The organism is Microbacterium sp. NPDC055502 (assembly GCF_053643635.1).
In genome coordinates this window covers 830,448-855,934 of sequence record NZ_JBSHKJ010000001.1, presented here as the reverse complement: position 1 = coordinate 855,934, position 25,487 = coordinate 830,448, and the positions used below count along the sequence as shown (strand labels likewise).

24 protein-coding genes are annotated in these 25,487 nt (G+C 71.1%); 17 read left to right on the top strand and 7 right to left on the bottom strand.

Annotated elements, in window-relative coordinates; translation table 11 throughout:
* Window positions 1-4 precede the first annotated feature (4 nt).
* Window positions 5-1,390: an ATP-dependent DNA helicase gene (locus tag ACWH95_RS04260; RefSeq protein ID WP_136029696.1), complete on the top strand. Its 1,386-nt coding sequence runs from the start codon at window positions 5-7 to the stop codon at window positions 1,388-1,390.
* A 56-nt stretch (window positions 1,391-1,446) separates the two neighbouring features.
* On the opposite strand, the gene ACWH95_RS04255 is transcribed toward ACWH95_RS04260, so the two are convergent.
* A complete protein-coding gene (locus tag ACWH95_RS04255; RefSeq protein WP_240744512.1) occupies window positions 1,447-2,094 on the bottom strand; it encodes a biliverdin-producing heme oxygenase in 648 nt (215 codons plus the stop codon).
* A 54-nt stretch (window positions 2,095-2,148) separates the two neighbouring features.
* Window positions 2,149-2,463: a DUF2470 domain-containing protein gene (locus ACWH95_RS04250; RefSeq protein ID WP_136044268.1), complete on the bottom strand. Its 315-nt coding sequence runs from the start codon at window positions 2,461-2,463 to the stop codon at window positions 2,149-2,151.
* Between the two features lie 99 nt (window positions 2,464-2,562).
* On the opposite strand from ACWH95_RS04250, the gene ACWH95_RS04245 reads away from it, so the two are divergent.
* From ACWH95_RS04245 to ACWH95_RS04235, 3 genes are read left to right on the top strand one after another with little or no spacing between them, the layout of a single operon-like run.
* Window positions 2,563-3,846, top strand: a complete 1,284-nt coding sequence (locus ACWH95_RS04245; RefSeq protein ID WP_136029698.1) for a serine hydrolase domain-containing protein — start codon at window positions 2,563-2,565, stop codon at window positions 3,844-3,846.
* A 26-nt stretch (window positions 3,847-3,872) separates the two neighbouring features.
* Entirely contained in the window at window positions 3,873-4,889 is a 1,017-nt protein-coding gene (corA, locus tag ACWH95_RS04240; RefSeq protein ID WP_136044266.1) for a magnesium/cobalt transporter CorA, read from the top strand.
* Window positions 4,890-4,909: 20 nt separating this feature from the next.
* Complete coding sequence (locus tag ACWH95_RS04235) at window positions 4,910-6,220, top strand: FGGY family carbohydrate kinase (RefSeq protein ID WP_454120246.1); 1,311 nt, start codon at window positions 4,910-4,912, stop codon at window positions 6,218-6,220.
* Window positions 6,221-6,230: 10 nt separating this feature from the next.
* Here ACWH95_RS04235 and ACWH95_RS04230 read toward each other — a convergent pair whose 3' ends face one another.
* Window positions 6,231-6,851: a hypothetical protein gene (locus ACWH95_RS04230; RefSeq protein WP_454120245.1), complete on the bottom strand. Its 621-nt coding sequence runs from the start codon at window positions 6,849-6,851 to the stop codon at window positions 6,231-6,233.
* Window positions 6,851-7,801 (bottom strand): sugar-binding transcriptional regulator, encoded by a 951-nt coding sequence (locus tag ACWH95_RS04225; RefSeq protein ID WP_168387142.1) that lies wholly within the window; start codon window positions 7,799-7,801, stop codon window positions 6,851-6,853. The genes ACWH95_RS04230 and ACWH95_RS04225 overlap by 1 nt, the downstream gene beginning before the upstream one ends.
* A gap of 139 nt (window positions 7,802-7,940) precedes the next feature.
* Here ACWH95_RS04225 and ACWH95_RS04220 point away from each other — a divergent pair, with 139 nt between their 5' ends.
* The 8 genes from ACWH95_RS04220 to ACWH95_RS04185 all read left to right on the top strand — a co-directional run bounded on the left by ACWH95_RS04220 (window position 7,941) and on the right by ACWH95_RS04185 (window position 16,181).
* Complete coding sequence (locus ACWH95_RS04220; protein WP_454120244.1) at window positions 7,941-8,591, top strand: SIS domain-containing protein; 651 nt, start codon at window positions 7,941-7,943, stop codon at window positions 8,589-8,591.
* Window positions 8,588-10,081 carry a xylulokinase gene (gene xylB, locus ACWH95_RS04215; protein WP_366628149.1) on the top strand — a complete coding sequence of 498 codons (1,494 nt, stop codon included), beginning with the start codon at window positions 8,588-8,590 and terminating at the stop codon, window positions 10,079-10,081. The genes ACWH95_RS04220 and xylB overlap by 4 nt, the downstream gene beginning before the upstream one ends.
* A complete protein-coding gene (locus ACWH95_RS04210) occupies window positions 10,074-11,129 on the top strand; it encodes an NAD(P)-dependent alcohol dehydrogenase (protein WP_454120243.1) in 1,056 nt (351 codons plus the stop codon). Before xylB ends, ACWH95_RS04210 begins: the two co-directional genes overlap by 8 nt.
* Window positions 11,126-12,625 carry a sugar ABC transporter ATP-binding protein gene (locus tag ACWH95_RS04205; RefSeq protein WP_136029713.1) on the top strand — a complete coding sequence of 500 codons (1,500 nt, stop codon included), beginning with the start codon at window positions 11,126-11,128 and terminating at the stop codon, window positions 12,623-12,625. The genes ACWH95_RS04210 and ACWH95_RS04205 overlap by 4 nt, the downstream gene beginning before the upstream one ends.
* Entirely contained in the window at window positions 12,622-13,665 is a 1,044-nt protein-coding gene (locus ACWH95_RS04200; protein WP_240744513.1) for an ABC transporter permease, read from the top strand. The genes ACWH95_RS04205 and ACWH95_RS04200 overlap by 4 nt, the downstream gene beginning before the upstream one ends.
* Window positions 13,666-13,712: 47 nt before the next feature.
* Entirely contained in the window at window positions 13,713-14,723 is a 1,011-nt protein-coding gene (locus ACWH95_RS04195; RefSeq protein ID WP_136044352.1) for a sugar ABC transporter substrate-binding protein, read from the top strand.
* A gap of 76 nt (window positions 14,724-14,799) precedes the next feature.
* Window positions 14,800-15,414 carry a nucleoside/nucleotide kinase family protein gene (locus ACWH95_RS04190; protein WP_136044351.1) on the top strand — a complete coding sequence of 205 codons (615 nt, stop codon included), beginning with the start codon at window positions 14,800-14,802 and terminating at the stop codon, window positions 15,412-15,414.
* On the top strand, window positions 15,411-16,181 hold the full coding sequence (locus ACWH95_RS04185; protein ID WP_136037150.1) for an SDR family NAD(P)-dependent oxidoreductase: 771 nt from the start codon (window positions 15,411-15,413) through the stop codon (window positions 16,179-16,181). The genes ACWH95_RS04190 and ACWH95_RS04185 overlap by 4 nt, the downstream gene beginning before the upstream one ends.
* A 62-nt stretch (window positions 16,182-16,243) precedes the next feature.
* Here the strand turns inward: ACWH95_RS04185 and ACWH95_RS04180 are convergent, their stop codons facing one another.
* A complete protein-coding gene (locus tag ACWH95_RS04180; protein ID WP_136029719.1) occupies window positions 16,244-16,465 on the bottom strand; it encodes a multidrug transporter in 222 nt (73 codons plus the stop codon).
* Window positions 16,452-17,807 (bottom strand): APC family permease, encoded by a 1,356-nt coding sequence (locus tag ACWH95_RS04175; protein ID WP_378822155.1) that lies wholly within the window; start codon window positions 17,805-17,807, stop codon window positions 16,452-16,454. The genes ACWH95_RS04180 and ACWH95_RS04175 overlap by 14 nt, the downstream gene beginning before the upstream one ends.
* Before the next feature lie 254 nt (window positions 17,808-18,061).
* Here ACWH95_RS04175 and ACWH95_RS04170 point away from each other — a divergent pair, with 254 nt between their 5' ends.
* Both ACWH95_RS04170 and ACWH95_RS04165 read left to right on the top strand, forming a co-directional pair.
* On the top strand, window positions 18,062-18,712 hold the full coding sequence (locus tag ACWH95_RS04170) for an MIP/aquaporin family protein (RefSeq protein WP_136037148.1): 651 nt from the start codon (window positions 18,062-18,064) through the stop codon (window positions 18,710-18,712).
* Between the two features lie 203 nt (window positions 18,713-18,915).
* Window positions 18,916-20,235, top strand: coding sequence for a hypothetical protein (locus ACWH95_RS04165; RefSeq protein ID WP_454120242.1), 1,320 nt, complete (start codon window positions 18,916-18,918; stop codon window positions 20,233-20,235).
* Between the two features lie 52 nt (window positions 20,236-20,287).
* Here ACWH95_RS04165 and ACWH95_RS04160 read toward each other — a convergent pair whose 3' ends face one another.
* Window positions 20,288-21,280 carry a LacI family DNA-binding transcriptional regulator gene (locus ACWH95_RS04160; protein ID WP_454120241.1) on the bottom strand — a complete coding sequence of 331 codons (993 nt, stop codon included), beginning with the start codon at window positions 21,278-21,280 and terminating at the stop codon, window positions 20,288-20,290.
* Window positions 21,281-21,392: 112 nt separating this feature from the next.
* On the opposite strand from ACWH95_RS04160, the gene ACWH95_RS04155 reads away from it, so the two are divergent.
* Genes ACWH95_RS04155 through ACWH95_RS04145 form a run of 3 tightly spaced genes read left to right on the top strand, consistent with a single transcriptional unit; the run spans window position 21,393 to window position 25,482 of the window.
* Complete coding sequence (locus tag ACWH95_RS04155; RefSeq protein ID WP_454120240.1) at window positions 21,393-22,715, top strand: MFS transporter; 1,323 nt, start codon at window positions 21,393-21,395, stop codon at window positions 22,713-22,715.
* Window positions 22,712-24,475: a glycoside hydrolase family 2 protein gene (locus ACWH95_RS04150; protein WP_240744489.1), complete on the top strand. Its 1,764-nt coding sequence runs from the start codon at window positions 22,712-22,714 to the stop codon at window positions 24,473-24,475. The genes ACWH95_RS04155 and ACWH95_RS04150 overlap by 4 nt, the downstream gene beginning before the upstream one ends.
* Complete coding sequence (locus ACWH95_RS04145) at window positions 24,472-25,482, top strand: DUF2804 domain-containing protein (protein ID WP_454120239.1); 1,011 nt, start codon at window positions 24,472-24,474, stop codon at window positions 25,480-25,482. Before ACWH95_RS04150 ends, ACWH95_RS04145 begins: the two co-directional genes overlap by 4 nt.
* The last annotated feature ends 5 nt before the right edge of the window (window positions 25,483-25,487 follow it).

The window sequence follows — 25,487 nt, the reverse complement described above, 5'->3', positions numbered from 1 at the left end:
AACCGTGTCCCTTCCCGCCCTGTCCGAGGAGCAGCAGGAGCTGTTCCGCCTCATCGAGGACACCGGGGAGCACGTGTTCATCACCGGCCGCGCCGGCACCGGCAAGTCGACGCTCCTGCAGCACTTCGCCTGGAACACGAAGAAGCAGATCGCGATCTGCGCGCCCACCGGCGTCGCCGCGCTGAACGTCGAGGGGCAGACGATCCACTCGCTGTTCCGGCTCCCGATCGGGCTGATCGGCGACGCGGACATCGACCAGAACGATGCCACCCGGCGCATCCTGAATGCGATCGAGACCCTCGTGATCGATGAGATCTCGATGGTCAACGCCGACCTCATGGACGCGATCGACCGCTCGCTGCGGCAGGCCCGCGGACGCAGGGGCGAACCGTTCGGCGGTGTGCAGGTGGTGATGTTCGGCGACCCGTACCAGCTCGCGCCGGTCCCGCCGCGCGGCGACGAGGCCCGCTACGTTAAGGACCACTACCGCTCCTTCTGGTTCTTCGACGCGAAGGTGTGGTCGGGCGGCTCCGGGCTCTCCGACCAGGAGGGCCTGTTCCAGGTCGACACCAGGGCCGAGCTGCACGTGCGGGAGCTGGTGCAGATCCACCGGCAGTCCGACGACGGGTTCAAGGCGATGCTCAACGCCGTGCGCTACGGCCGGGTGACCGCGGAGATCGCCGGGGTGCTGAACGCGCAGGGTGCCCGCACGCCGCCCGACCCCGAGCCGGGCGAGGTGCCGATGATCACCCTCGCGACGCGCAACGACATCGTGAACGGCATCAACGGCCGTCACCTCGCCGCCCTCCCCGGCAAGGAGCAGACCGCGCGCGCCGAGATCAACGGCGACTTCGGACGCGGCGAGGCCGCCCTGCCTGCCGAGTCGGAGCTCAAGCTCAAGGTCGGCGCGCAGGTGATGTTCCTCCGCAACGACACCGCCATGTCGGGCGAGCCGCCGCGCTGGGTCAACGGCACCATCGGCACCGTCACCCGCATTCTCGGCGGGGCCGTGCGGGTGGAGATCGACGGCGAGGAGGTGGAGGTCGAGCCGGCCGTGTGGGAACGGTTCCGCTACGCCTACGACCCGAACACGAAGAAGCTGTCCCGCGACGTGGTGGCGGAGTTCACGCAGTTCCCGCTGCGGCTCGCGTGGGCCGTGACCATCCACAAGTCGCAGGGCAAGACCTATGACCGCGCGATCATCGACCTCGGCTCCGGGGCGTTCGCGCCGGGGCAGACGTATGTGGCGCTGAGCCGTCTGACCTCGCTCGACGGGCTGTACCTGTCGCGACCGTTGCGGCCGAGCGACATCCGTGTCGACGAGGACGTACGGCGCTTCATGCGCGACGCGTGGCTGGCGGCGTCGACGCCGGAGCTTCCCACGGGCTGAACCGCGGTGGACGCCCTTCGTCTCGCGGGCGCTCGCTCAGGGACAGGTGAGGGCGCTCAAGCGGCGGCGCGGGCGCGGTCGAGGTCTTCGAACAGCTCTGTGTTGAACCGGTAGGCGAGCAGCACCTCGTCGATCACGCGCTCGCGCTCCGCCTCGTCCCACGGGGCGGCGTCGAGCTGTTCGCGGTACACGTCCTTGAAGGCGGACGGATCGGCGATGTCGTCGAACAGGTAGAAGCCGACGCCGTTGGTCTCGAAGCCGAAGCGGCGGGACATGACGCGGCCGATGAAGATGCCGCCGGAGAGGTCGCCGAGGTAGCGCGTGTAGTGGTGGGCGACGAAGCCCCCGGCCCAGGTCGCGCCCACCTGGCGGATGCGCTCCACGTAGCGCTGCGTGGTGGGCAGCGGCGTGATCCGGTCGCGCCAGTCCGCGCCGAGCAGGAACTCGAGGTCGGCCTCGAGCGCGGGGAGGCGGGTGAGCTTGTCGCTGAGGAACACGGAGGCGACGGGGTCGGTGCGCATGCGGTCGCCCGCGCTCTCGAGGGCCTCGTAGATGAAGTAGTGCTGCGCGACGAGCGCGATGTAGTCCTCGCGGGATCCCTCGCCCTTGAGCAGGTCGGACATGAAGCCGGCCGTCTCGCTGCGCGAGTGCGACCCGGAGGAGCGCTCGCGGAGGGCGGCGGAGAAGGAGAGGATCTCGGGCATGGCCCCAGTGTAAGGGCAGCCTAACCTTGGACGGAAGTCCGAGTCGGTGCGGAGTCAGTCGTGCGGCCGCGGCTCGACGCCCAGGCGCGCGCACGCCGCGTCGTACAGCGCCACGACCTCGCGTCGTACCTCGGGGCGCTCCGTGATCGGGCCGCCGGGCCACGGCACGCGCAGCGTCGAGGTGGAGCCGCCGCGGGTGACCTCCCACACGCCGGCCTCGCCGTCGAAGCCGGTCATGACGGACGCCGTCGGCTCCTGGTCGGCGGGCTCGGCGAAGGCGCGGGCGATCAGCAGGTTGTCGTCGGTGTGGTCGCCGTTCATGTGGCGGAGCACGGCGGCGATCACGTCGGGAGCGAAGTCGTGGGGCACCCTCACACCCTACGGGCCGCGATCGGCGCGGTCCCGCGAGGCGGACTTCCAGCATCCTCGCTCTAGACTCGGGAGATACGTCCTCGGGGGTTCCTTCACATGCAGCTTCTCTCGTCGCGCCGGTGGCGCGCCGCAGCGGCCACGGCCGTCGTGCTCGGGCTCGTCCTCACCGGTTGTTCGTCCGAGGACTCCTTCAGCTACACGCCGCCCGACCAGGTCGACGCCTCCCTGCCCGACGACACCGTCGCGGCGATGCAGACCGCGGTCGACAACGCGCTCACCGCGTCGGGTGCGTCCGGAGCCATCGTCGGCGTCTGGGTGCCGTGGAGCGGCAGCTGGGTCGCGGCGGCCGGCACGCAGGACAAGGAGGGCGGAGCCGAGCTGACGACGGACATGTCGTTCCGCATCGCCGACGTCACGCGCCTCATGACGTGCGACGTGCTGTACGCGCTCGCCGACGAGGGCACCGTGGAGCTCGACGCGAAGGTGCCCACCTACGTCTCCGGCGTCGCGGACATGACCGACGTGACCCTGCTCGACCTCTGCAACGGCACGAGCGGCGCCGGGTCGTCCGAGGAGACCGCCAAGGCCGCCTGGATCAACACCCCCGAGCGCGTGTGGGCTCCGCTCGAGCTCGCCGGCTACGGCCTCGGCCGCGCCAGGGTGGCCCCGCACACGACCTTCCGCGACTCCGACGCGGGCTACCTGCTGCTCGGCCTCGCGCTCGAGCGCGCCACCGGCATGACCGCGCGCGAGCTCATCGCGGAGTACGTCACCGAGCCCCTCGGCCTCACGCAGACCGAGCTGCCCACGCCGCAGGCCGCCCCGCCGGTGCCCGAGCCCGCCATGAACGGCCACTACATGTCGGCTGTCGAGGGCGGCTTCAACTGCGCGGCCCCGGTCGACATCACCACGCTCTCGTCGAGCTCCGGCTTCACCGACTCCGGCGTCGTGTCGACCATCACCGACCTCGGCCGCTACGCCCAGGCGGAGGCCGCGCAGGCGCTGCGCACGAAGGAGGAGCCCGCGCGCTTCGGCTCGCCGCTGCCCGTGTCCGACACGGCCGCGTCGTGGTTCCAGGCCACCGGCGGTGCCTACCTCGTCGGCTCGATGGTCGGCCAGCACGGCTGGACCCCCGGCTATGCGACCGCCGCCTACTCCGACCCGGCCACCGGGTTCACGGTCGCCGTGGTGCTGAACGACTCCACCGCCGGGGCGCTGTTCGCCCAGCAGCTGTCGTGGGAGCTCGCGGCCATCGCGTCGAAGGCTCCCGCCGCGTCCGGGCAGACCGCCCCCGACTTCGGGCTGCCGTTCACCGCGGAGCAGTACCACCAGGCCACCACGGACGCCGCGCTCCCGTGCGTCGCGCCCGCGGAGGAGTGAGCACCGGCTGATCGGAAGGGGTCGTCGTGGCGATCGTCGACAACGCGATCTACGTGGACGGCGTCCGCACGGAGAACCCGCGGACCCTCAGCGAGACGTTCGAGCGCATGCGCGAGCGACGCGGCATGAGCTGGATCGGGCTGTATCGGCCGAGTCCGGAGGAGATCCGCGCCGTGGCCGACGAGTTCGCCCTCCACGAGCTCGTGGTGGAGGACGCGCTGTCCGGCCACCAGCGTTCCAAGCTCGAGCGCTACGGTGACGTGCTGTTCATGGTGCTGCGACCCGCCCGCTACCTCGACGACCTGGAGGAGGTCGAGTTCGGCGAGGTGCACGTGCTCGTCGGGCCGGACTTCGTGGTGACCATCCGCCACGCGGAGGCCCCGGATCTGGCGCGGGTGCGCCGCCGCCTCGAGGCCGACCCCGCGCTGCTCTCCCACGGGCCGGAGGCCGTGCTGTACGCGATCCTCGACGAGGTGGTCGACGAGTACGCCCCCGTGCTCGCCGGCCTCGAGAACGACATCGACGAGATCGAGAGCCAGCTCTTCGAGGAGGATGTGGACGCCACGCAGCGCATCTACGACCTGGGCCGCGAGGTGATCGACTTCCAGCGTGCCACCCAGCCGCTCGTCGGCATGCTCGAGGCGCTCCTGCGCGGTTCCGACAAGGACCGGGTGAGCGAGGAGCTGCAGCGGTACCTGCGCGACGTGCTCGACCACACCCTGCGCGTGAGCGACAGGGCGACCACGTTCCGCACCGTGCTCGACAACGCGCTCACGGTCGAGTCGACCATCGTCGCGCGCCGCCAGAACGAGGAGATGCGGCGCATGACCGAGCTCAGCATCCGGCAGAACGAAGAGGTGAAGAAGATCTCCGGCTGGGCGGCGATCCTGTTCGCCCCGACCCTGGTCGGCACGATCTACGGCATGAACTTCGACCACATGCCCGAGCTGCACTGGCTGCTCGGCTATCCGATGGCGCTCGCGCTCATGGTCGCGATGGGCCTCGGACTCTACGCGGCGTTCAAGAACAAGGGATGGCTCTGACGCCGTGGGATGATCGCAGGATGGAACTCGTGGCGGGAATCGACTCCTCGACCCAGTCCTGCAAGGTCGTCATCGCCGACGCCCTCTCCGGTCGGGTGATCCGCGAGGGGCGTGCGCCGCACCCGCCGGGCACCGAGGTCGACCCGGAGGAGTGGTGGCGGGCGCTGCAGGCCGCGATCGCCGCGGCGGGCGGGTTCGACGACGTGCGGGCCTGGGCGATCAGCGGGCAGCAGCACGGCATGGTCGCGCTCGAAGGCCGGGGACGGGTCGTGCGACCGGCCCTGCTGTGGAACGACCTGCGCTCGGCAGACGCGGCGGCCGCCCTGATCGCGGAGCACGGCGCCGCCGCCCTCGCCGAGCGCACGGGCCTGGTGCCCGTGCCGTCGTTCACGCTCACCAAGGTGCGGTGGCTGCGCGAGCACGAGCCGGAGCACGCCGCGCAGGTGCGAGCGGTCGCCCTGCCCCACGACTGGCTCACCTGGCGGTTGCGCGGCTTCGGACCGGACGCGCCGCGCGGAGCCGACCTCGACGAGCTGATCACCGACCGTTCCGAGGCCTCGGGCACCGGGTACTGGACGGACGCGGGCTACGACCGCGAGCTGTTCGGCGCCGCGCTCGGCCGCGACGCGATCCTGCCCCGTGTGCTCGCGCACGACGCGGCCGTGACCGATGCGGACGGGCGCCGCGTCGGCCCGGGGTCGGGCGACAACGCCGGTGCGGCGCTGGGGCTCGGCGCGGCCGTGGGTGACGTGGTGGTGTCGATCGGCACGAGCGGCACGGTGTTCGCCACGAGTGCCCACCGCACGATCGACCCGTCGGGCATGGTCGCGGGCTTCGCCGACGCGGCCGGGGGCCACCTGCCTCTCGTCGCGACCGTGAACGCGGCACGCGTGCTCGACACGCTGGCCACGCTGCTCGCGGTGGACCACGAGGAGCTCGGGCGGCTCGCGCTCGCCGCCGACCCGGGTGCCGGGGGACTGGTGCTGGAGCCGTACTTCGAGGGGGAGCGCACGCCGAACCTGCCCGACGCCACGGGCACCCTGTTCGGCATGACCCTCGCGGCCACCACGCGCGAGAACCTGGCGCGTTCCGCGTTCGAGGGCGTGCTGGGCGGCCTGCGCTACGGCCTCGACGCGATCCGCGCGCTCGGGGTGCCGACGGCGCGGGGCATCCTGATCGGCGGCGGCGCCCGGTCGGCGGCGGTCAGGGAGATCGCGCCGCTCATCCTCGACATCCCGATGACGGCACCGCCCGCGGGTGAGTTCGTCGCCTGGGGCATGGCGCGTCAGGCCGCTCGCACGCTCGGGCACGAGCTGCCGCCCGCGGCCTGACCCACGCGGCTCAGGCCTCAGCGGCGGGCCGCAGCAGGTCAGACCACGCCGCGGTGCCGTCGAACACGAGGTCGGTGCCGACCACGGCCCAGTCGGCGCCGACCACGGCCAGGGCCTCCGCGTGCTCACGGCGCACGCCGCCGTCCACGCCGAGGGGTCGTGCGGGCGCGGCATCGCGGAGGGCCGAGAGCTTCGCCAGCACCCGCTCGTCGAACGTGCTCCCGGCCTGCCCCGGCACGATCGACATGCACAGCACGGGCAGGTCGAGCGGCACGGCCGTCGCGGGCGTCTGCGGGGAGACGGCGAGCCCGGCGCGCACGCCCCGGCGTTCGATCCGCGCGACCGCATCCTTCCAGTCGGCGCTCTCGACGTGCACGAGCACGAGGTCGCAGAAGTCGGCCCACGCGTCGACCTCGCGCGCGGAGCGGTGCGCCATCACGTGCGCCTCGGCCGTCATGCCCGCCTGCGCGGCCAGCGCGGCGGCGGCGTCCGGAGTGAAGCCCCCGGCCGCGGCGAACCGTCCGTCGGTGGTGTCCCAGTGCAGCCGGCCCAGGCCCGCGTCGCGCAGTCGCAGTGCGGTGTCGAGGCGGTCGTCCGGGGCCACGGACCACAGCGACCCGGCGATCCGCATCACTCGTCGTCCGCCAACACGGCCTGGGCGAGGGCGTGGTCGGTGAACAGTTCGCTGATCAGTCCCACCCGCGACACCGTGCGGATCGCGTCGGCTTTCGCTGCTCCTCCCGCGACGGCGACCACGCGCGGCACTTTCTGGAGCTGCTCGTACGAGATGTTGATGCAGCGGTCCTGGAACTCCGTGTCGACGGGGGTCCCGTCGCTGCGGATGAGGATGCCGGCGATGTCGGCGACGCACCCCTTGCTGAGCGCGTTGGCGAGGTCGTCGATGGGCAGCACGTCGCGCACCTGCGACACGGGCGGGTCCCATGCTCCGACCGACAGCAGCGCCGTGGTGACGGAGGGGAAAAGGTCGATCGCCGAGCGGATGTCGGGGTGCCGGCGCAGGCTCATCGCGGTCTCGCGGTCGTCCACGATGAGCGGCGAGAAGATCGGGTACACCGCGCCTCCCGCGCGACGCGAGGTCTGTCGCACCACCTCGATCGGGGAGGAGGCGAGGTCGCCCGCCACGACGCCGGTGAGCTGCACGATCGACAGGCGCGGCAGGTGCGCGAACTGGCTCGCGGTGGCGGTGAGCGTGCGACCCCAGGTGACGCCGAGCACCTCGTCCTCCTGCAGCGTCTCGCTGAGCGCGCGGGCGGCGGCGGCGCCGATCTGGCGGCGCACGTCATCGTCGTCTCCGTGTGAGCGCACGACGAGGCAGCGCTCCAGGCCGAGCTTGTCCTGCAGGCGCTGGCTCAGCTCCACGTCGGGGAGACCCCAGTCGTGGATCTCGATCGTGACGATGCCCTCCTCCTTGGCGCGGCTGAGCAGGCGGGCGACCTTGAAGCGCGAGATGCCGAGGGCGTCGGAGATGTCGACGCGGGAGCGGTCCTCCAGGTAGTGCGCCCGGGCGACGGCCGCCATGAGGGCGCGATCCTGATCCACGCTCTTCGTCGCATCGCTCATTTGAGCGTTGAAATCACGAAACTGTGACATATGTGACGGCTGCCTTTCCTCCGGCTCGCGACGGTTCCTATGCTCAAACGTACATCCAAGCATCACAGATGAGCGCAGCATGTGCGAGGCGCGATCGAGGGAGAACGTGTTGAACGTCGATGACGACATCCTGGCGGTAGCGCGCGGGCGGCTCCAGGCCGAGGCCGAGGCGGTGCGCGCACTGATCGACACGATCGACGGCACCCTGGTCACCGCGGCCTCGATGATCCTGTCCGCCACGGGCAAGCTGTTCATCGGCGGCTCGGGCACCTCCGGCACGGTCGCCCGGCGCATGGCGCACATCCTGTCCGTCACCGGCACGCCGTCGCTGCCGTTCTCCCCGATGGACGGGCTGCACGGGGCCTCCGGCGCCATCACCGCCGACGACCTCGTGCTGCTGATCTCCAACGGCGGCGCCTCCGACGAGGTCGTGCAGCTCGCCCGCATCGCCCGCGGCCGCGGCGCCCGCGTGATCGCCCTCACCCGCAGCCACGACACCCCCCTCGCGCGGCTCGCCGACCACAGCGTCGCCGTGGCCGTGCACCCCTCGGCCGACATCGGCGGCATCGTGGCCACCGGCATCACGATCGCGCAGTCCGCGTGGGGCGACGCGCTCGCCGAGGTGCTCATGCGCGGTCGCGGCTACACGTGGGCGGAGTTCATGACCACGCACCCCGCGGGCGCCGTCGGACGCCTCGAAGACCTCCCCGCCGACCCCTCCCGCCTCGCCGTTCCGCCGCTCGAGGAGGTCGCGCGATGATCGACGTGGTCGCCGGAGTCGACAGCTCCACCCAGTCGTGCACGGTCGAGCTGCGCGACGCCGCCACCGGGGCGCTCGTCGCCACCGGGCGCGCCCCCCACCCCGTGACCCACCCGCCCGTCAGCGAGCAGGACCCCGAGGCGTGGTGGGCGGCCCTGGTCGCCGCGATGGCCGAGGCCCGCCGCGGCGCCGACGTGCGGATCGTCGCGGTCGGCGTCGGTGCGCAGTGCCACGGCCTCGTCGTGTCGGATGCCGACGGACGCGTCCTGCGCCCCGCGCGACTGTGGAACGACACCACCTCCGCCCCGCAGGCCGCGGCGCTGCTCGCGCGTCACCCCGCCGCCTGGTGGGCGCAGCAGATCGGGATCGTGCCGTCGGCGGCCATCACCGTGTCGAAGCTCGCGCTGCTGGCCGAGACCGAGCCGGAGACCCTCGCCCGCGCGCGTCACCTCTCCGTGCCGCACGACTGGCTCACGTACCGCCTCACCGGGCGCCGCGTGACCGACCGCTCCGACGCCTCGGGCACCGGCTACTACTCCGCCGCGACGGGACGCTGGCGCACCGACATCCTCGACGAGGCGGTGGGCGAGCGCGACTGGGCGCCGCTGCTGCCCGAGGTGCTCGGACCGGACGAGGCCGCCGGGCGCATCCTCCCCGCCGCGGCCGACGCGCTCGGCATCGACCGCGACGCGCAGGTCAGCGCGGGTGGCGGCGACCAGCACCTCGCCGCCCAGGGCATCGGGCTCGGGGAGGGCGACGTGGCGTACAGCCTCGGCACCTCGGGCGTCGTGTTCGCGACCACGCCCGACCCGGTCGCCGACGTGACCGGGGCCGTCGACGGTGTCGCCAACGTGACCGGCGGCTACCTGCCGCTCGTCTGCACGCTCAACGCCACCAAGGTGACCGACACGATCGCGCGGCTGCTCGGCGTCGACCACCGCGAGCTCACCGACCTCGCCCTCGCCGCCCCGCTCGACCCTGAGCGACCCGTGCTGGCCGCCTACCTCGACGGGGAGCGCTCGCCCCGGCTCCCCTCCGCCCGGGGCATGCTCGCCGGACTCACCACCGCGACCGGACGCGAGCAGCTCGCCCTCGCCGCGTTCGAGGGCGTCGCGCTCGGACTCGTCCGCGGGGAGCGGGCCCTCGCGGCGCTCGGCATCCCCACCACGGGCCTCACCATCGCGATCGGCGGCGGCGCCCGCTCGCTCGCCTACCGGCAGGTGATCGCCGACCTCACGCAGCGGCCCGTGCACACCGTCGACGCGCCGGAGGGCACCGCGCGCGGCGCCGCGATCCAGGCCGCCGCCGTGCACCGCGGCGAGACGGTCGCCGCCGTGACCGCGGCCTGGCGCCCCGCCACCACCTCGGTGACCGAGCCCGCCGCCGACCGCAGCGACGTGTGGGACCGCTACCTGCACCTCGCCGACCTGCAGGCCGAGCCGGCCGCGGCCCACCCGCTTTCCCCCGAGAGAGAGGACACTCATGTCTGAGATCCCGTCCACGATGACCGCCAGCGTGCTGCGGGGGGTGAAGGACCTGGTGCTCGAGGAGCGCCCCGTCCCCACGCCCGCCGCAGACGAGGTGCTCGTGGAGGTCGCGAGCGTCGGCGTCTGCGGATCCGACGTGCACTACTACGAGCACGGACGCATCGGACCCTACATCGTCGAGACCCCGCTGATCCTCGGCCACGAGGTGAGCGGCCGGATCGTCGCGGTCGGCGCCGACGTCGACCCCGCCCGCGTCGGGCAGCGCGTCGCCATCGAGCCGCAGCGCCCGTGCCGCCGGTGCGACTTCTGCCGCGCCGGCGACTACAACCTCTGCCCGCAGATGGAGTTCTACGCCACCCCGCCGATCGACGGCGCCTTCTGCGACTACGTGCTGATCCAGGACGACTTCGCCTACGAGGTGCCCGACGCCATCAGCGACAACGCCGCCGCGCTCATGGAGCCGCTGTCGGTGGGCATCGCCGCCGCGCAGAAGGGTGGCATCAAGGTGGGCGACACCGTGCTGATCGCCGGCGGCGGCCCCATCGGCATCATCGCCGCGCAGGTCGCGAAGGCGTTCGGCGCGGTCGACGTCGTGGTCGCCGACATCAACCCGGCCCGCCGCGAGCTCGCCGCCTCCTACGGCGCCCGCGTGGTCGACCCCGCCGCGGAGTCCACCGTCGAGCTGGCGGCGAACGTCTTCATCGACGCCTCGGGCGCCACCCCCGCGATCGTCAACGGCATCCGCTCCACCCGCGCGGGCGGCACCGTGGTGCTGGTGGGCAGCGCCGACGAGTTCCCGCTCTCGGTGCCCGAGGTCGCGATGCGCGAGCTCAACGTCACCGGCATCTTCCGCTACACCGGCACCTGGCCCATCGCCCGCGCCCTGCTCGAGTCCGGCCAGGTCGAGCTCGACTCGCTCGTCACCCACGTGTACGGCATCGAGCAGGTCGAGGAGGCGCTGTCGGGCGAGGGGTCGGTCGACTCGCTCAAGCGCATCGTCCTGCCCCGCACCCGGCGCGTGGACGAGCCGTCGGTCAAGGCGGCGTCATGAGCGAGACGCTGCTGTCGGTCGAGGGGGTGTCGAAGTCGTTCCCCGGGGTGAAGGCCCTCGACGACGTCTCCTTCGACGTGCGCCCCGGCACCGTGCACGCCCTGTGCGGCGAGAACGGCGCCGGCAAGTCGACGCTCATGAAGATCATCAACGGCATCTACCAGCCCGACGCCGGGACGATCCGGGTGCGCGGCGAGGAGGTGCGGATCAAGAACCCCATCGACGCCCGCGCCCGCGGCATCGCGATGATCTCGCAGGAGCTCAACTACGTGCCGGGCATGACGATCGCGGAGAGCTTCTTCCTCGGCCGGCTGCCGATGAAGTACGGCAAGGTCGACTGGCGGTTCATCCGCAGCGAGGCCCGCCGCATCCTCGCCGAGGAGGGCCTGGACTTCTCGATCAACCGGCGCCTGGGCACCCTCACCGTGTCGGAGATCCAGACCCTGGAGATCCTGCGCGCGGTCTACCACAGCGCCGACGTGCTGATCATGGACGAGCCGACCTCGGCCATCGCGCACAAGGAGGTCGAGTCGCTGTTCGCGAAGATCCGCGACCTGCGCGCCCAGGGCAAGTCGATCATCTACATCTCGCACAAGATGGACGAGGTCTTCGAGCTCGCCGACGACATCAGCGTGCTGCGCGACGGCACCGTCGTCAGCTCGCAGCCCGCCGCGGACATCACCTCCAGTCAGGTGATCGCGCAGATGGTGGGCCGCGACCTCGACCACCAGTCCTACCCCAAGGAGCGGGTCGAGATCGGCGACACCGTGTTCCGCGCCACCGGGCTCTCCGCCGCGCACATGTTCGAGGACATCGACCTGCACATCCGCGCGGGCGAGATCGTCGGGCTCGCGGGGCTCATCGGCGCCGGACGCAGCGAGGTCATCCGTGCGGTGTTCGGGCTCGACAAGCTCGACGCGGGCGAGATCGAGGTCGACACGAAGACCGTGAAGATCAAGAACCCCACCCACGCGATCAAGGCCGGCGTCGCGATGCTCTCGGAGGACCGCCGCCTGGTCGGCATCGTCCCGCAGCTGAGCATCATGAAGAACGCCACGCTGGCGAGCCTGCGCAAGGTCATCCGCGGGGGCTTCGCGCGGCGCCGCGAGGAGGAGAAGCTCGTCACCGAGTACTTCCAGAAGATGAACGTCAAGGCGCCCAGCCTGCAGACGCGCATCGCGAACCTCAGCGGCGGCAACCAGCAGAAGGTGCTCCTCGCCCGCTGGCTGATCGCCGACCCGAAGGTGCTGCTGCTCGACGAGCCCACCCGCGGCATCGACGTCGGCGCCAAGTTCGAGATCTACAAGATCATGACCGAGCTCGCCCGCCAGGGCCGCGGCATCCTCATGATCTCCTCCGAGCTGCCCGAGCTCATCGGGATGTGCGACCGCATCTACGTGATGTCGGCCGGACGCCTCACCGCGGAGCTGACGCCCGATCAGTTCTCGCAGGAAACCATCCTCACCTACGCCATGAATGAAATCGAGGTGGCATGACAATGCTCCAGAACCTGAAGAGACTCGAGGTGAACCGCTTCTCGATCTACATCATCCTGCTGGTGGTGATCGTCGCGGCGAGCTTCCTGAGCCCGAACTTCCTGAGCTCCGACAACATCTTCAACGTGCTCCGCCAGGTCGCCGTGATCACGATCCTCGCGTTCGGCGCGATGACGCTCATCATCGGCGGCATGATCGACCTGTCGGCCGGTGCCGTCATGGCGTTCGCGGGCGTCGTGTCGGTGCTGGTCTACAAGTCGACGGGCAACCTGCTGCTCGCGATCCTCGCCGGCATCCTCATCGGCATGCTCTGCAACCTCGTCAACGCGTTCCTCGTGGCGACGCTGAAGACCCCCGCGTTCATCGTGACCCTCGGCATGATGCTGATGGCGCGCGGCGCGGTGCTCGAACTCACGCAGGGGCAGAACGTGCTGCAGCTGGGCGACTTCATCCTCATCGGCCAGGGCAACCTCGGCTGGCTGCCCATCCCGGTGCTGGTGCTCATCGGCGTCACCATCGTGATCTGGTACCTGATGAACCAGACGCGCTACGGCCGCTCCGTCTACGCGGTCGGCGGCAACGAGGAGGCGGCTCGCGCTGCCGGGATCTCGGTCGAGCGGGTGAAGTACCAGGCGTTCCTCGTCAACGGCGCCCTGGTCGGCATCGCGGGCGTGATCTTCATGTCGCGCGTCAACGCCGGGCTCCCCAACGCGGGCGTCGGCTACGAGCTGCAGGCCATCACCGCCCCGATCATCGGCGGCACCAGCTTCTCGGGCGGCGTCGGCACGGTCATGGGCACCCTCGCGGGCGCGCTGATCGTCGGCATCCTCGGCAACATCATGAACCTCATCGGGATCGGCTCGTACATCCAGCAGATCGTGATGGGCGCCATCATCGTCGTCGCCGTCGCCTACGACGTCTTCAGCAAGCGCGGCAAGGCGAAGACCACCATCCTCAAGTCCGACGCGAAGGGCGACCCCTTCCCCGTCGGAGCCTCCTCGTCCGCATCCGATCCGGGAGGCGGCAGGACCTCGTCCTGACCCCTCCGTCCATCGCTTCACCCACCCACAGAAAACAGGAGAAGACAATGAAGAGTCTTACCCGCAGGATCATCGCGCTCGGCGCCGCTGCCGCCGCGGCGATCAGCCTCGCCGGCTGCGCCGTCACCACCGGGAACCCGGCCGGGAACGGCGGCGGAGGCGCCTCCGAGGACAAGGACGAGTACCGCGTCGCGTACATCGCCCGCGCCCAGGCCGACTCGTTCGCCGCGTGGCTCGCGAACGAGATGAAGCAGGAAGCCGGCAACTACGACGACATCACTCTCGAGGTGTTCGACGGCCAGGCCGACGACGAGATCGAGAACAAGATGATCGAGAACGCGATCGCCAACCGGTTCGACGCGATCATCATCCAGGCGAACAACGCCGACGCGCAGCTGCCGTACATCCAGCAGTCCATCGACGCGGGCATCGTGACCATCACCACGAACCCGCGCGTCGAAGGCCTGAGCGGCGGCAACTCGGTCGACGCCGACCCGTACAAGCAGGGCGCCGTGGTCGCCGAGCTCGCGGTCGAGCAGATCCCCGACGGAGCCAACGTCGTGGTGCTGAACGGCCCGGCGGGCAACTTCCACAGCACGGCCCGCCGTGACGCGTGGCAGAAGGAGTTCTTCGAGAAGCGCAGCGACGTGAACATCGTCGCGGAGGACATCGCGAACTGGAACAAGGACGAGGCCATGACCCTCATGGAGGACTGGTCGCTCGCGAACCCGCAGATCGACGCGATCATCTCGATGAACGACAACATGGCGTCGGGTGCGCTCGAGGCCGTGAAGGGCAAGAGCGGCTTCGACGGCATCCTCGCGTTCGGCGTGGACGGCACCCCCGAGGCCACGCTGCTCATCGAGGCGGGGACCATGACGGCGACCTCGCTGCAGAACGCCCGCGAGCTGGCGCAGCTGAACCTCAAGGCCGTGCACGACCTGCTCACGGGCGCCGAGGACGAGGTCAACGTCGACATCGGCAACCCGCTGATCACGAAGGACAACGTGCAGGAGTACATCGACCTGTACAAGGAGGCCGGTCTGCTGGACCAGTGACACCGCGTCGGGGGAGCGGGCGACCGCCCGTTCCCCCGGCCCGTGCCCCCGCCCGTCCCCTCCCCGAAAGACCCCGATGCGCGCACTGACCGCCGCCGACGCTCCCGTCCGGGTGCGCGAGCTCTCCCGCGACGCACGTCCGTTCCTGCTCGGCGTCGTCGGGCCGCCCGGCGCCGGCAAGTCCACGCTCGCCGCCGCCCTGGGGGAACCGGTGCTGCCGATGGACGGGTTCCACCTCGCCAACGAGCACCTCGACCGTCTCGGACTGCGCGACCGCAAGGGCGCCCCGGAGACCTTCGACGTGCACGGCTTCGCCGCCCTGCTCACCCGACTCCGCGCGGGCGAGGCCGTGCTCGCCCCGCGTTTCGACCGCGACCTCGACGCCGCGGTCGCCGGCGCCCTCCCGCTCTCCGCCTCCGACCGCGTGATCGTGGTCGAGGGCAACTACCTGCTGCACGACGCGGGCGGTTGGGAGCGCGTGCGCCCGCTGCTCGACGAGGTCTGGTACCTCGACGTGCCCGACGGACTGCGCGTGCGCCGCCTCGTCGCCCGTCACGAGGCCCACGGCCGCTCCCACGACGACGCCGTCGCCTGGGCGACCCACGTCGACGGCCCCAACGCCGACCTCATCCGCGCGACCCGCCACCGGGCCGACGCGATCCTCACCCCGACCGAAGGAGACGACGCATGAGCGTCATGGACACATTCGCCCTCACCGACCGCACCGCCCTCGTCACCGGCGCCACGCGCGGCCTCGGACGGGAGTTCGCCCGCGCGCTCGCCGAGGCCGGAGCCGACGTGGTCGTGCACGGCCGCGACGAAGCGGCGGCACGCGAGACCGCGGCGGAGATCGAGGCCGTGGGGCGGCGGGCCTGGGTGGTGCTGGGCGACCTGACCGACCGTGCGTCGGTCGACCGCATCGCCGCCGAGGCCATCGACGCCGCGGGCGGACGCCTCGACATCCTCATCAACAACGCCGGGGCGTGCATCCACCGTCCGGCGCTCGAGGTGACCGACGACGAGTGGTCGCACGTGATCGACACGAACCTCACGGCCCTGTGGCGGATGTCGCAGACCGTCGGCGCGCACATGGTCGCCCGCGGCTCCGGGTCGATCGTGAACGTGGGCTCGATCTCGGCGCAGATCGTGAACCGTCCGCAGTTCCAGCCGGCGTACAACGCCTCCAAGGCCGCGGTGCACCACCTCACCAAGTCGCTCGCGGCCGAGTGGGCCCCGTCCGGCGTGCGGGTCAACGCCGTCGCGCCCGGATACATCAAGACCGACATGTCGCCGGTGGACGAGCCGCGCTTCCGCCGCTTCTGGATCGAGGACTCGGCTCAGCAGCGCTACGCCACGCCGAGTGAGGTCAGCCCGTCCGTCGTGTTCCTCGCCTCCGACGCGGCGAGCTTCATGTCGGGCACCGTGCTCGTGGTCGACGGCGGCTACACGCTGTTCTGATCGCGGCGCACACGCGAACGCCCGCTCCCGGGGGAGGAGAGCGGGCGTTCGTGCGTGCGGGGTCAGTCCTCGCCGTCGGCCTCGGGCATGCCGGGGCCGGGGCCCGGGCGCACTTCGGCGTCGTCGCGGATGTCGACGCGCGTGGTGCCGTCGTGCTCGCTCACGTCGATGCGGGGGGCGGCGTCGGCCTCGGTCGCATCGGGAGCCGAGGTGAGCTGGTCGTGCCGGTTCTCCTCGAAGCTCTCGCGGTCGTCGCCGGTGCGGTCGTGGTCAGGCGTGCTCATGATGCTCCTTCTGGTCGTCGGTCGTCGAACGGGAACGCGTCCAGCGTGCCACGGCGTACAGCACCCCGCCCACCGCGAGCAGGATCGCGCCGAACAGCCACACCTGCGCACGCTGCTGGGTGAGCAGCAGGATGCACGACCCGACGCCCAGCACCGGCACGAAGGTCCACACGCGGAAGTGGTCGTGCTCCACGCGGTCGCGCCGCAGCACCAGCACCGACACGTTCACGCTGAGGAACACGACGAGCAGCAGCAGCACCACGGTCTCGGCCAGAGTGGCCAGGTCGCCGACGAGCGTGAGGCCCATCGCGACGAGGGTCGTGGTGAGGATCGCGACCCACGGGGTCTTCCGCTTCGGCAGCACGCGTCCGAGCACGGACGGCAACAGGTTCTGCTCGGCCATGCCGTACGTGAGGCGGCTGACCATGATCATGGTCAACAGGGCGCCGTTGGCCACGGCGATGAGGGCGATGAGGCTGAACAGCCACGACGGCACGTTCACCCCGGTGGCCTCCACCACGGCGAGCAGCGGGCCGCTGGACTCCTGCAGTTCGGACGACGGGAGGGCGATCGCGCTCGCGAGCCCCACGAGCACGTACACGACGCCGGCGGTGATCAGGGCGGCGAAGAGCGCCCGCGGGTACGTGCGGCGCGGGTCCTTCACCTCTTCGATCATGTTCGCCGAGGTCTCGAACCCGACGAACGAGTAGTACGCGATCACGGCTCCGGAGAGCACGGCGATCGCCACGTTCGACCCCTCGGGCGCGGCCATCGCGCGCGACACGTCGCCACCGCCGCCGCCCACGAAGATCGCGACGACGACGATCACGATCACCAGACCGCTGAGCTCGATCGCGGTCATCACGAGGTTCGCGCCCATCGACTCGCGGATCCCCCGGGCGTTCAGCAGGCCGACGAGTGCGAGGAAGGCGATCGCGACGGGGATGGTCGGCAGGTCGACGAAGGTGCTGAGGTAGTCGCCGGCGAAGGCGATCGCGAGCCCGGCGGCACTGGTCACCCCGGCCGCGAGCATGCTGAAGCCCACCAGGAACGACACCAGCGGGCTGTGGAAGGCACGCTCCGCGAACACCGCGGCGCCGCCCGCGCGCGGGTACTTCGTGACGAGCTCGGCGTAGGAGCCCGCCGTGAGCAGCGCGAGCAGCAGCGCCAGCACCAGGGGTGCCCACAGCAGGCCGCCGACCTTGCCCGACAGCACGCCCATGAGCGCGTAGATGCCCGCGCCCAGCACGTCGCCGAGGATGAAGGCGTAGAGCAGGGGCCCGGTGATGGCGCGCCGCAGCTTGGTGGGCGCCTCGGTCGCGGGCGCAGTCTGGGAGGTCATGCTCGCACGCTAGGGGTGCGGGCGGCGACGGGCGACGGGCTTGACAGGGGTGCGGAACATGCGCGAAGCCTTCGGCCTTGCACCGTCCTCAGGTGCGACAGCGCCCCGTCCAGCGTTTTCCCAGAAAAGACCGCGCGGCTCCGCCTCCCGGCCCACCGCGGCCGCTATCCTCAGTGCCGCAAGGCGGGTCGTCGGCTACGAATTGCCGAGCGGACGGGGTGGCCGCCTTCGGTTCCACAGAAAAGGGCACACTCATGACCGGTACACCGCGGAAGGCCATCGCCGAAGCGATCGCCACCTTCCTCTTCGTCCTCGCGATCATCGCGGCCATCAACAGCGGCAGCCCGCTGACGCCGCTCGCGATCGGCTTCACACTGATGGTGCTCGTGTACTCCACGGGCCACATCTCCGGCGCTCACCTGAACCCCGCCGTCTCGCTCGGCGTCTTCCTCCGCGGCGGCCTGAGCGTCGCCGACTTCATCGCCTACCTGATCGCCCAGTTCGTGGGTGGCGCGCTCGCCGCCCTCGCCGCGCTCGCCGTCTGGCCCGCGGGCGACAAGGCCATGGTGATCGAGGTCGGCCCGGCGTTCCTGGTCGAGGCGCTGTTCACGCTCATCCTCGTGTGGGTCGTGCTGAACTCCGCCACGTCGAAGGACACCGCGGGCAACTCGTTCTACGGCCTCGCGATCGGCGCCACCGTGTTCATCGGCGCCGCGACCGTCGGCTCCATCTCGGGCGGCGGCTTCAACCCCGCCGTGGCCCTCGGCCTCTCGGTCAGCGGCCACTTCGCGTGGAGCTCGCTGTGGCTCTACATCGTGGCCCCGGCCGTCGGCGCGATCATCGCCGCGGTCCTGTTCCGCGTGCTCAACACCGACGACGCGAAGAAGATCGCCGCCGCCGAGTGACACCGTGACACCGGAGCGCCGCATCCCCTCGGGGGTGCGGCGCTTCTGTGTGTCAGGGGTCAGGGGTCAGGGGGGCGACCGTCCGGAGAATAATCAGCGAGCGATCAGGTGGGCTCTCTGACGCCGTGGCATCCTGCGGAGGCCGAGCGGGGGCCGGTAGAACGCGACCGGCGAAGATCGACCCGAGATAGGGGGACCCTCGCATGGGAACCGAAGGAATCAGCAGACGGACTTTCGCCAAGAGCGCGGCCTGGGTGGCCATGGCGGCGCTCGCCTCCACCGCCGCACCGGTCTCCGCGGCCGCGGACTCCGTCCCGGATGGAGTGACCGTGTCGTTCGTCGGCTTCGACTCGCCTCCGGCGGGGAGCGATCGCGATACCGGCGATCCGACATGGCCGGAGAACTACCTGCTGGAGGCGCGCTTCCGTCTGCAGCTGGCGCCCGGGGTCTCTCTTCCTGCGGGATCCCGCCTGTTCATCGGCGCGGACGCCGGGATCTTCCCGTCGGGCTTCGCCTTCTTCCGCGGCCCGGCCGTCGGAGCGAGCACCTCGGACGGCCTCTGGGTGCGAGACCCCGACGAGTACTACACGGAGAACTACAACCCGAACACCGGCTCGCGGAAGTTCGCGTACGCGGTCTACCGCCTCGCGCGCGACCTCGCAGCGCCGGCGGACCTGACGTTCTCGGTGGCGGGGGTGAGCAACGCCGCCCTCCCGACGGGATGGAACGCGCAGACGGTGCTCGTGGCCGACCTGGTGTCGGCCAGCTCGTTCAGCGCCGGTGCCGCGCATCACCGGGCGCTCTCATCGCCCTTCCGGATCGTGGACGTGCCCCCGGACCCGAAGGCCGACACGAACGGAACCGGAGTGCCCGGGCTCTACGCGTACCCCCGCGCGACGGCCGCGGGCCGAGTCGCCGAGTTCAGCACGCTGCTGCGGGTGATGCCGACGATGACCGCGAACATCTTCTGGAGCCACCAGTTCGGGATCTCTGGAACGTCGGGCGGCTACACCGGCGTGCAGACCTACGGGAACACGAACGGAAGGCAATGGCTCTTCTCCCTCTGGGGGGCGACCGACGCCGAGGTCAATCCGAGCCTGCACGGGGTGATGGCCGGCGACACCGACGGTGCGCCCGGCCGATCCGTCCGGGTGTTCCGTCCGTGGACCACCGGTCGGACGTATGTCTTCCGCGTCGCGGAGATCCCCGGACGCCCCGGCTGGTGGAACTCGACGGTGACCGACACGGCCGACGGCACGAGCTTCTCGATCGGCAACCTGTTCGTGCCGCAGCAGGGTGCGCTCATCTCACCCCAGGCGTCGTGGGTCGAGTACTGGAACTGGAACGATTCCACAGCCCAGTGCCTCGATCAGGAGAACAGCGACGCCGTGTATGCACCGCTGAGGCTCGATGGCCTGCTCGTGCCGTACGTGGTGGGCAAGTCCAATCCGCCGTGCTCGGGCGGCTCGGTGACGATCACCCCCGACGGGTCCGCTCGCCTGCGGGCCTACCCCGGCACCTGACGGCACCGACACCGGAGCGCCGCATCCCCCGGGGATGCGGCGCTTCTGTGTGTCAGGCGGACGCGCGCTGGGTGCTCTCCCGCTCCACGAGGCGGAAGTCGACGGGGTCGGTGCGGGCGTTCTCGCCGCGCACGAGAGCGACCGCTCGCTGCGCGATGCCGCGCTTGTCGGGCGCGATGGTCGTCAGACGAGGAATGGAGTACTGGCCTTCGGTGATGTCGTCGAATCCGGCGAGCGCGATGTCGGCCGGCACCCGCAGCCCGGCGTCGTGCAGCGCGCGGAGCACGCCGATGGCGACCTCGTCGGTCACGCAGAAGACGGCATCGATCTCCTCGCCCCCGGCGATGCGATCGGCGAGAGCCCGCCCGGCGTCGTACCCGTCCCGCGTCGTGAAGTCGGCGGCGTGGGCCTCGCGCACCGCGGGGAGTCCCGCGGCGCGCAGGGCGGCGGTGTACCCGGTCCTGCGCAGCTCGTTGAATCGCGGTGCGGGGCCGGCGACGCCGACGTAGGCGATCCTCGCGCATCCCGAGTGGATGAGGTGGCCGACCACGGCCTCGGAGGCGGCGATGTTGTCCACCGCGATCGAGCCGACGCCCGAGCCGGCGAAGTGCTCTCCGATCAACGCGAGGCCCACGCGGCCGCCGATGCTCCCGATGTCGGCGGAAGTGAGTTCGAGCGGGCTCACGATCAGCCCGTCGGGTTGGAGCGCGATGAGGCGTTCGATCTCGGCCATTTCGCGCTCGCGGATGCCGTGCGTCTGCGCCACGACGGTGCCGATGCCGTGCGCCGCCGCCTCCTCGACGATGAGCGTGCAGAGTTCCCCGAAGTAGCCGACCCCCATCTCCGGGACGACAAGCGCCACCACGCCGCTGTGTCCGGTCCGCAGCTGCTGCGCGGCGCGATTGGGCACGTATCCGAGCTCCGCGATCGCTTGCTGCACACGCGCGCGCACGTCGTCGCTGACGTACGGGAACCCGGTGACGACGTTCGAGACGGTTCGCCTCGCCACGCCCGCGCGGCGGGCGACGTCCATTTGAGTGACCACGGCACCTCCTCCGCCGCCGACAGTAGCAAGTCGCACGCCGACCACGGAAACCGCTATCGTGGCACCGTATTGCCACGTGGCAATACCAACTCCCGCTTCGAGAGGACTGACGATGACGTCACCCCGACCCCTCTCCGCCCCGCGCCCGTCGAGCCCGCGCCCCCAGCGCCTCGGCGTCCGCGTCTGGACCGCCCTCGTGGTCGTCGGCCTGGTCGGCCAGGTCGCGTGGACGGTGGAGAACATGTATCTCAACGTCTTCGTGTACGAGCGCATCACCCAGGACCCGACCGTGATCGCGATGATGGTCGCGCTGAGCGCCGTGGCCGCGACCGTCGCCACCCTTCTGATCGGAGCGTGGTCGGATCGCACGGGTCGTCGTCGCCTCTTCGTCGCCGTCGGATACGTCGCCTGGGGGGCCTGCACCGCGGCCTTCGGTCTGCTCTCACCCTCGGAAGGCGCCGTCGCCGCGCCCTTCGTGCTCCTCGCCGTGGTCGGGATCATCGCCCTCGACTGCGTCATGAGCATGATCGGCTCCGGAGCCAACAATGCGGCCTTCGGTGCCTGGGTCACGGATGTCACCACGCCCCGCACCCGCGGACGCGCGGACGCCGTGCTCGCAGCCCTGCCCCTCCTCGCCATGCTGGTCGTGTTCGGTGCTCTCGACGGACTTACTCGCGCTGGCGAGTGGCGGACCTTCTTCGCCGTCGTCGGGGGAGTGACGGCGGTCTCGGGGCTCCTCGCCTGGATGCTCCTGCGCGATGCGGCACCCGCCGCGACCCTCGATGTCGCACCCGTGGCCGTGCGGCTACTGCGCGGATTCCACCCCTCGACGGTCCGCGCGCACGCGCCGCTCTACCTGTCGCTCGCCATGCTCGCTGTGATCGGCACGGCGGCGCAGGTGTTCCTGCCCTACGTCATCATCTACCTGCAGTACGGGCTGCGCGTGGAGTCCTACGCGCTGATCCTCGGAGTGTCCCTGCTGGCGGCCGCGACCATCAGCGTGGTCGGCGGGATGCTCATGGATCGGCTCGGCAAGCGCCGCCTGCTCCTGCCAGCGACGCTGCTCTTCGCGGTCGGGCTCCTCCTGATGTTCTTCGCGCGGGACACGGTGAGCGTGATCGTGGCGGCGGCGCTCGCGCTCGGCGGGATGATGCTGGCGACCGCTTCGGCCTCTGCCACGGCTCGAGACGAGACCCCCGACGGGCAGGCCGGGATGGTCCAAGGTCTCCGGATGGTGACGGGCACGATGATCCCGATGATCGTCGGACCGTTCATCGGCGCCTGGGTGATCGTCGGCGACGGGCGCACCTACCTCGACCTCGGCGTCGAGCGGCCCGTGCCGGGGCCCGCGATGTTCCTCGCGGCCGCCGCGATCCTGGCCCTCGTCCCCGCCCTGGCCGCCTGGCGGACGCGGCGCGAGAGGACGCCCCGGTGACCTCGGACGCCCCGCTCGCCGCGTATCCGCGGCCGCAGCTCCGGCGCGACGGCCACCGGATCCTCAACGGCTGGTGGGAGTGCGCCTTCACCGATGCGGGCGCGGCGCCGACACGGTGGGATCGCCGCATCCTCGTGCCGTTCTCGCCGGAGACCCCGCGCTCGGGAGTCGGCCGCCAGCTTCAGTCGCACGAGTCGCTCTGGTACCGACGCCGCTTCACCCACGCCGCGAGGCCCGGCTACCGCACGATCCTCCACTTCGGGGCGGTCGACCAGTCGTGCCGGGTGCGGATCGACGGCGTCGAGGTCACGACGCACGTGGGCGGCTACCTGCCGTTCGCGGTCGATGTCACCGAGGCCCTGCGCGCCGACGACGACCACGAGATCGAGGTCGAGGTGCGTGATGTGAGCGATGGCTCGCACCACTCCGTCGGCAAGCAGCGCCTGAAGCGCGGAGGCATCTGGTACACCGCGCAGTCCGGCATCTGGCAGACGGTCTGGATGGAGGAGGTCCCACCGACGTACGTGACGGGGTTGCGGCTGAGGACTCCGGACGTGCGGGTCGGGATGGCGACAGCGACGCTGGAGGTGACGGTCGAGGCGTCGGCGCCCGGAGCTCCGGTGACCGTGGCCGTGCGCGCCGGAGAGACGGTCGTCGCGTCCGCGGAGGGGGTCGCCGGCACCGCACTGCCCCTTCGCCTCCCTCGACCGCGGCTGTGGAGTCCGGAGGATCCGTTCCTGTACGACCTCGACATCGCCGTCGGCGACGACCGGGTGGCGAGCTACGTCGGGGTGCGCAGCGTCGACGTCGACCGTGACGCCAGGGGGATGCCGCGGCTGCGCCTCAACGGCGAGCCGTACCCGCACATCGGCGTGCTCGACCAGGGGTACTGGGGAGACGACCTGTACACCGCGCCCGACGATGACGCCCTCGTGGCCGACATCGTCGCGATGAAGGAGCTCGGCTTCACGATGCTCCGCAAGCACATCAAGGTGGAGTCGCTCCGCTGGTATCACCACTGCGACCGGCTCGGCATGCTGGTCTGGCAGGACGCGGTCAACGGCGGGTCGACCTACCGCCCCTGGGTGATCACCGCCCCGGTAGCCTCCCCGCACATCCGCCTCGCCGATCGATGGCACCGGATCTTCGGACGCGCCGAGGCCGCGGGGCGGGAGGAGTTCCTCGACGAGCTCGACGAGATGGTGGACCTGCTGCGCAACTCGCCCTCCGTGGTCACCTGGGTGCCGTTCAACGAGGGCTGGGGGCAGTTCGACGCCGCCCGGGTCGTCGAGCACCTGCGGCGCCGTGACCCCGACCGGGTGATCGACCACGCGAGCGGGTGGCACGATCAGCGCTCGGGCGACCTGCGCAGCCTGCACGTCTACTTTCAGCCGATCCGGCCGGCGCGGTGGTGGGGTCGCGACGGCCGTGCCCTCGTCGTGTCCGAGTTCGGGGGGTACAGCCTGAGGCTCCCCGGCCACCGCTACCCCGCACGTGAGTTCGGCTACCGACGCCTGAGCTCTCGGGAAGACCTCACCCGCGCGTACGAACGACTGCACCGGCGCGAAGTGCTCCCGGCGATCCCGCGGGGGCTGTCGGCCACCGTGTACACCCAGCTCGCCGACGTGGAGGACGAATCGAACGGCCTCCTGACAGCCGATCGCACATCGCTGAAACCGGACGCCGCGACCGTGCGCGCCCTCAACACCGAGTTCCGGCGCGTCTTCGACGCCGCGACTCGAGAACGGAGCCCCGAATGATCGAGCGCGAGATCACCGAGCGTGTCGCCCTGACGACCCCGGACGGCCGCTTCCACCCCGCCGCCCTCGGATGGTCGCGCACCCCGCTGCACGACACGTCCGCACTCGGCAGGCGCGCCTGGGGCCGGAACAAGCGCTGGGAGTACTGGAACGTGATGACTCCGCAGCACATCCTCGCCCTGACCGTGTCCTGCATCGACTACCTGTCGCTGCATTCGATCTGGGTGCTCGACCGGACGACGGGCGTGTCGTCCGACATGACGGTGGTCGTACCCGGCGCCCGGAGCGCGACACTGCCACCGTCGCATGGCGAAGGGCCTGCACGCGCCCGCACGAGAAGACTGTCGCTCGACATCGACGACCTGGGCGCGGCGGGGACGCGCCTGCGCGGCACAGCACCCGGTGTCGAGTTCGACATCACGGCCTCCCGGCCGGACGGGCATGAGTCGCTCGGCGTCGTGGTTCCCTGGCACTCCGCGAAGGGCATCCGGCGCTTCCAGTACACGGTGAAGGACGTCGCCCGGCCAGCGCACGGGTCGCTCACGGTGAATGGGGCGACCCACGCGATCGCCGAGAACGCGTGGGCGGTGCTCGACCACGGGCGCGGACGATGGCCGTACGACGTCAGCTGGAACTGGGCGGCCGGGAGCGGCACGGTGGACGGCCGGGTCGTCGGCCTGCAGTTCGGCTCCCAGTGGACCGACGGCTCCGGGGCCACCGAGAACGCGGTGGTGGCCGACGGGCACCTGTCCAAGATCAGCGAGGAGCTCGTGTGGGAGTACGACCGCACCTCCGATCGACGGCCCTGGCGCATCGGGGGCGAGAACGCCGACCTGACCTTCACCCCGTCGTACGCGAAGCGCTCCCGGACCCGCGCGCTGCTCATTTCGAGCCGCACCGATCAGCTGTTCGGGGTCTGGTCGGGGTGGGTGCTCGACGACCGCGGGGAGCGCGTGGTCGTCGACGGGATCGAAGGGTGGGCCGAGGACGTGCGGAACCGGTGGTGAGGCTG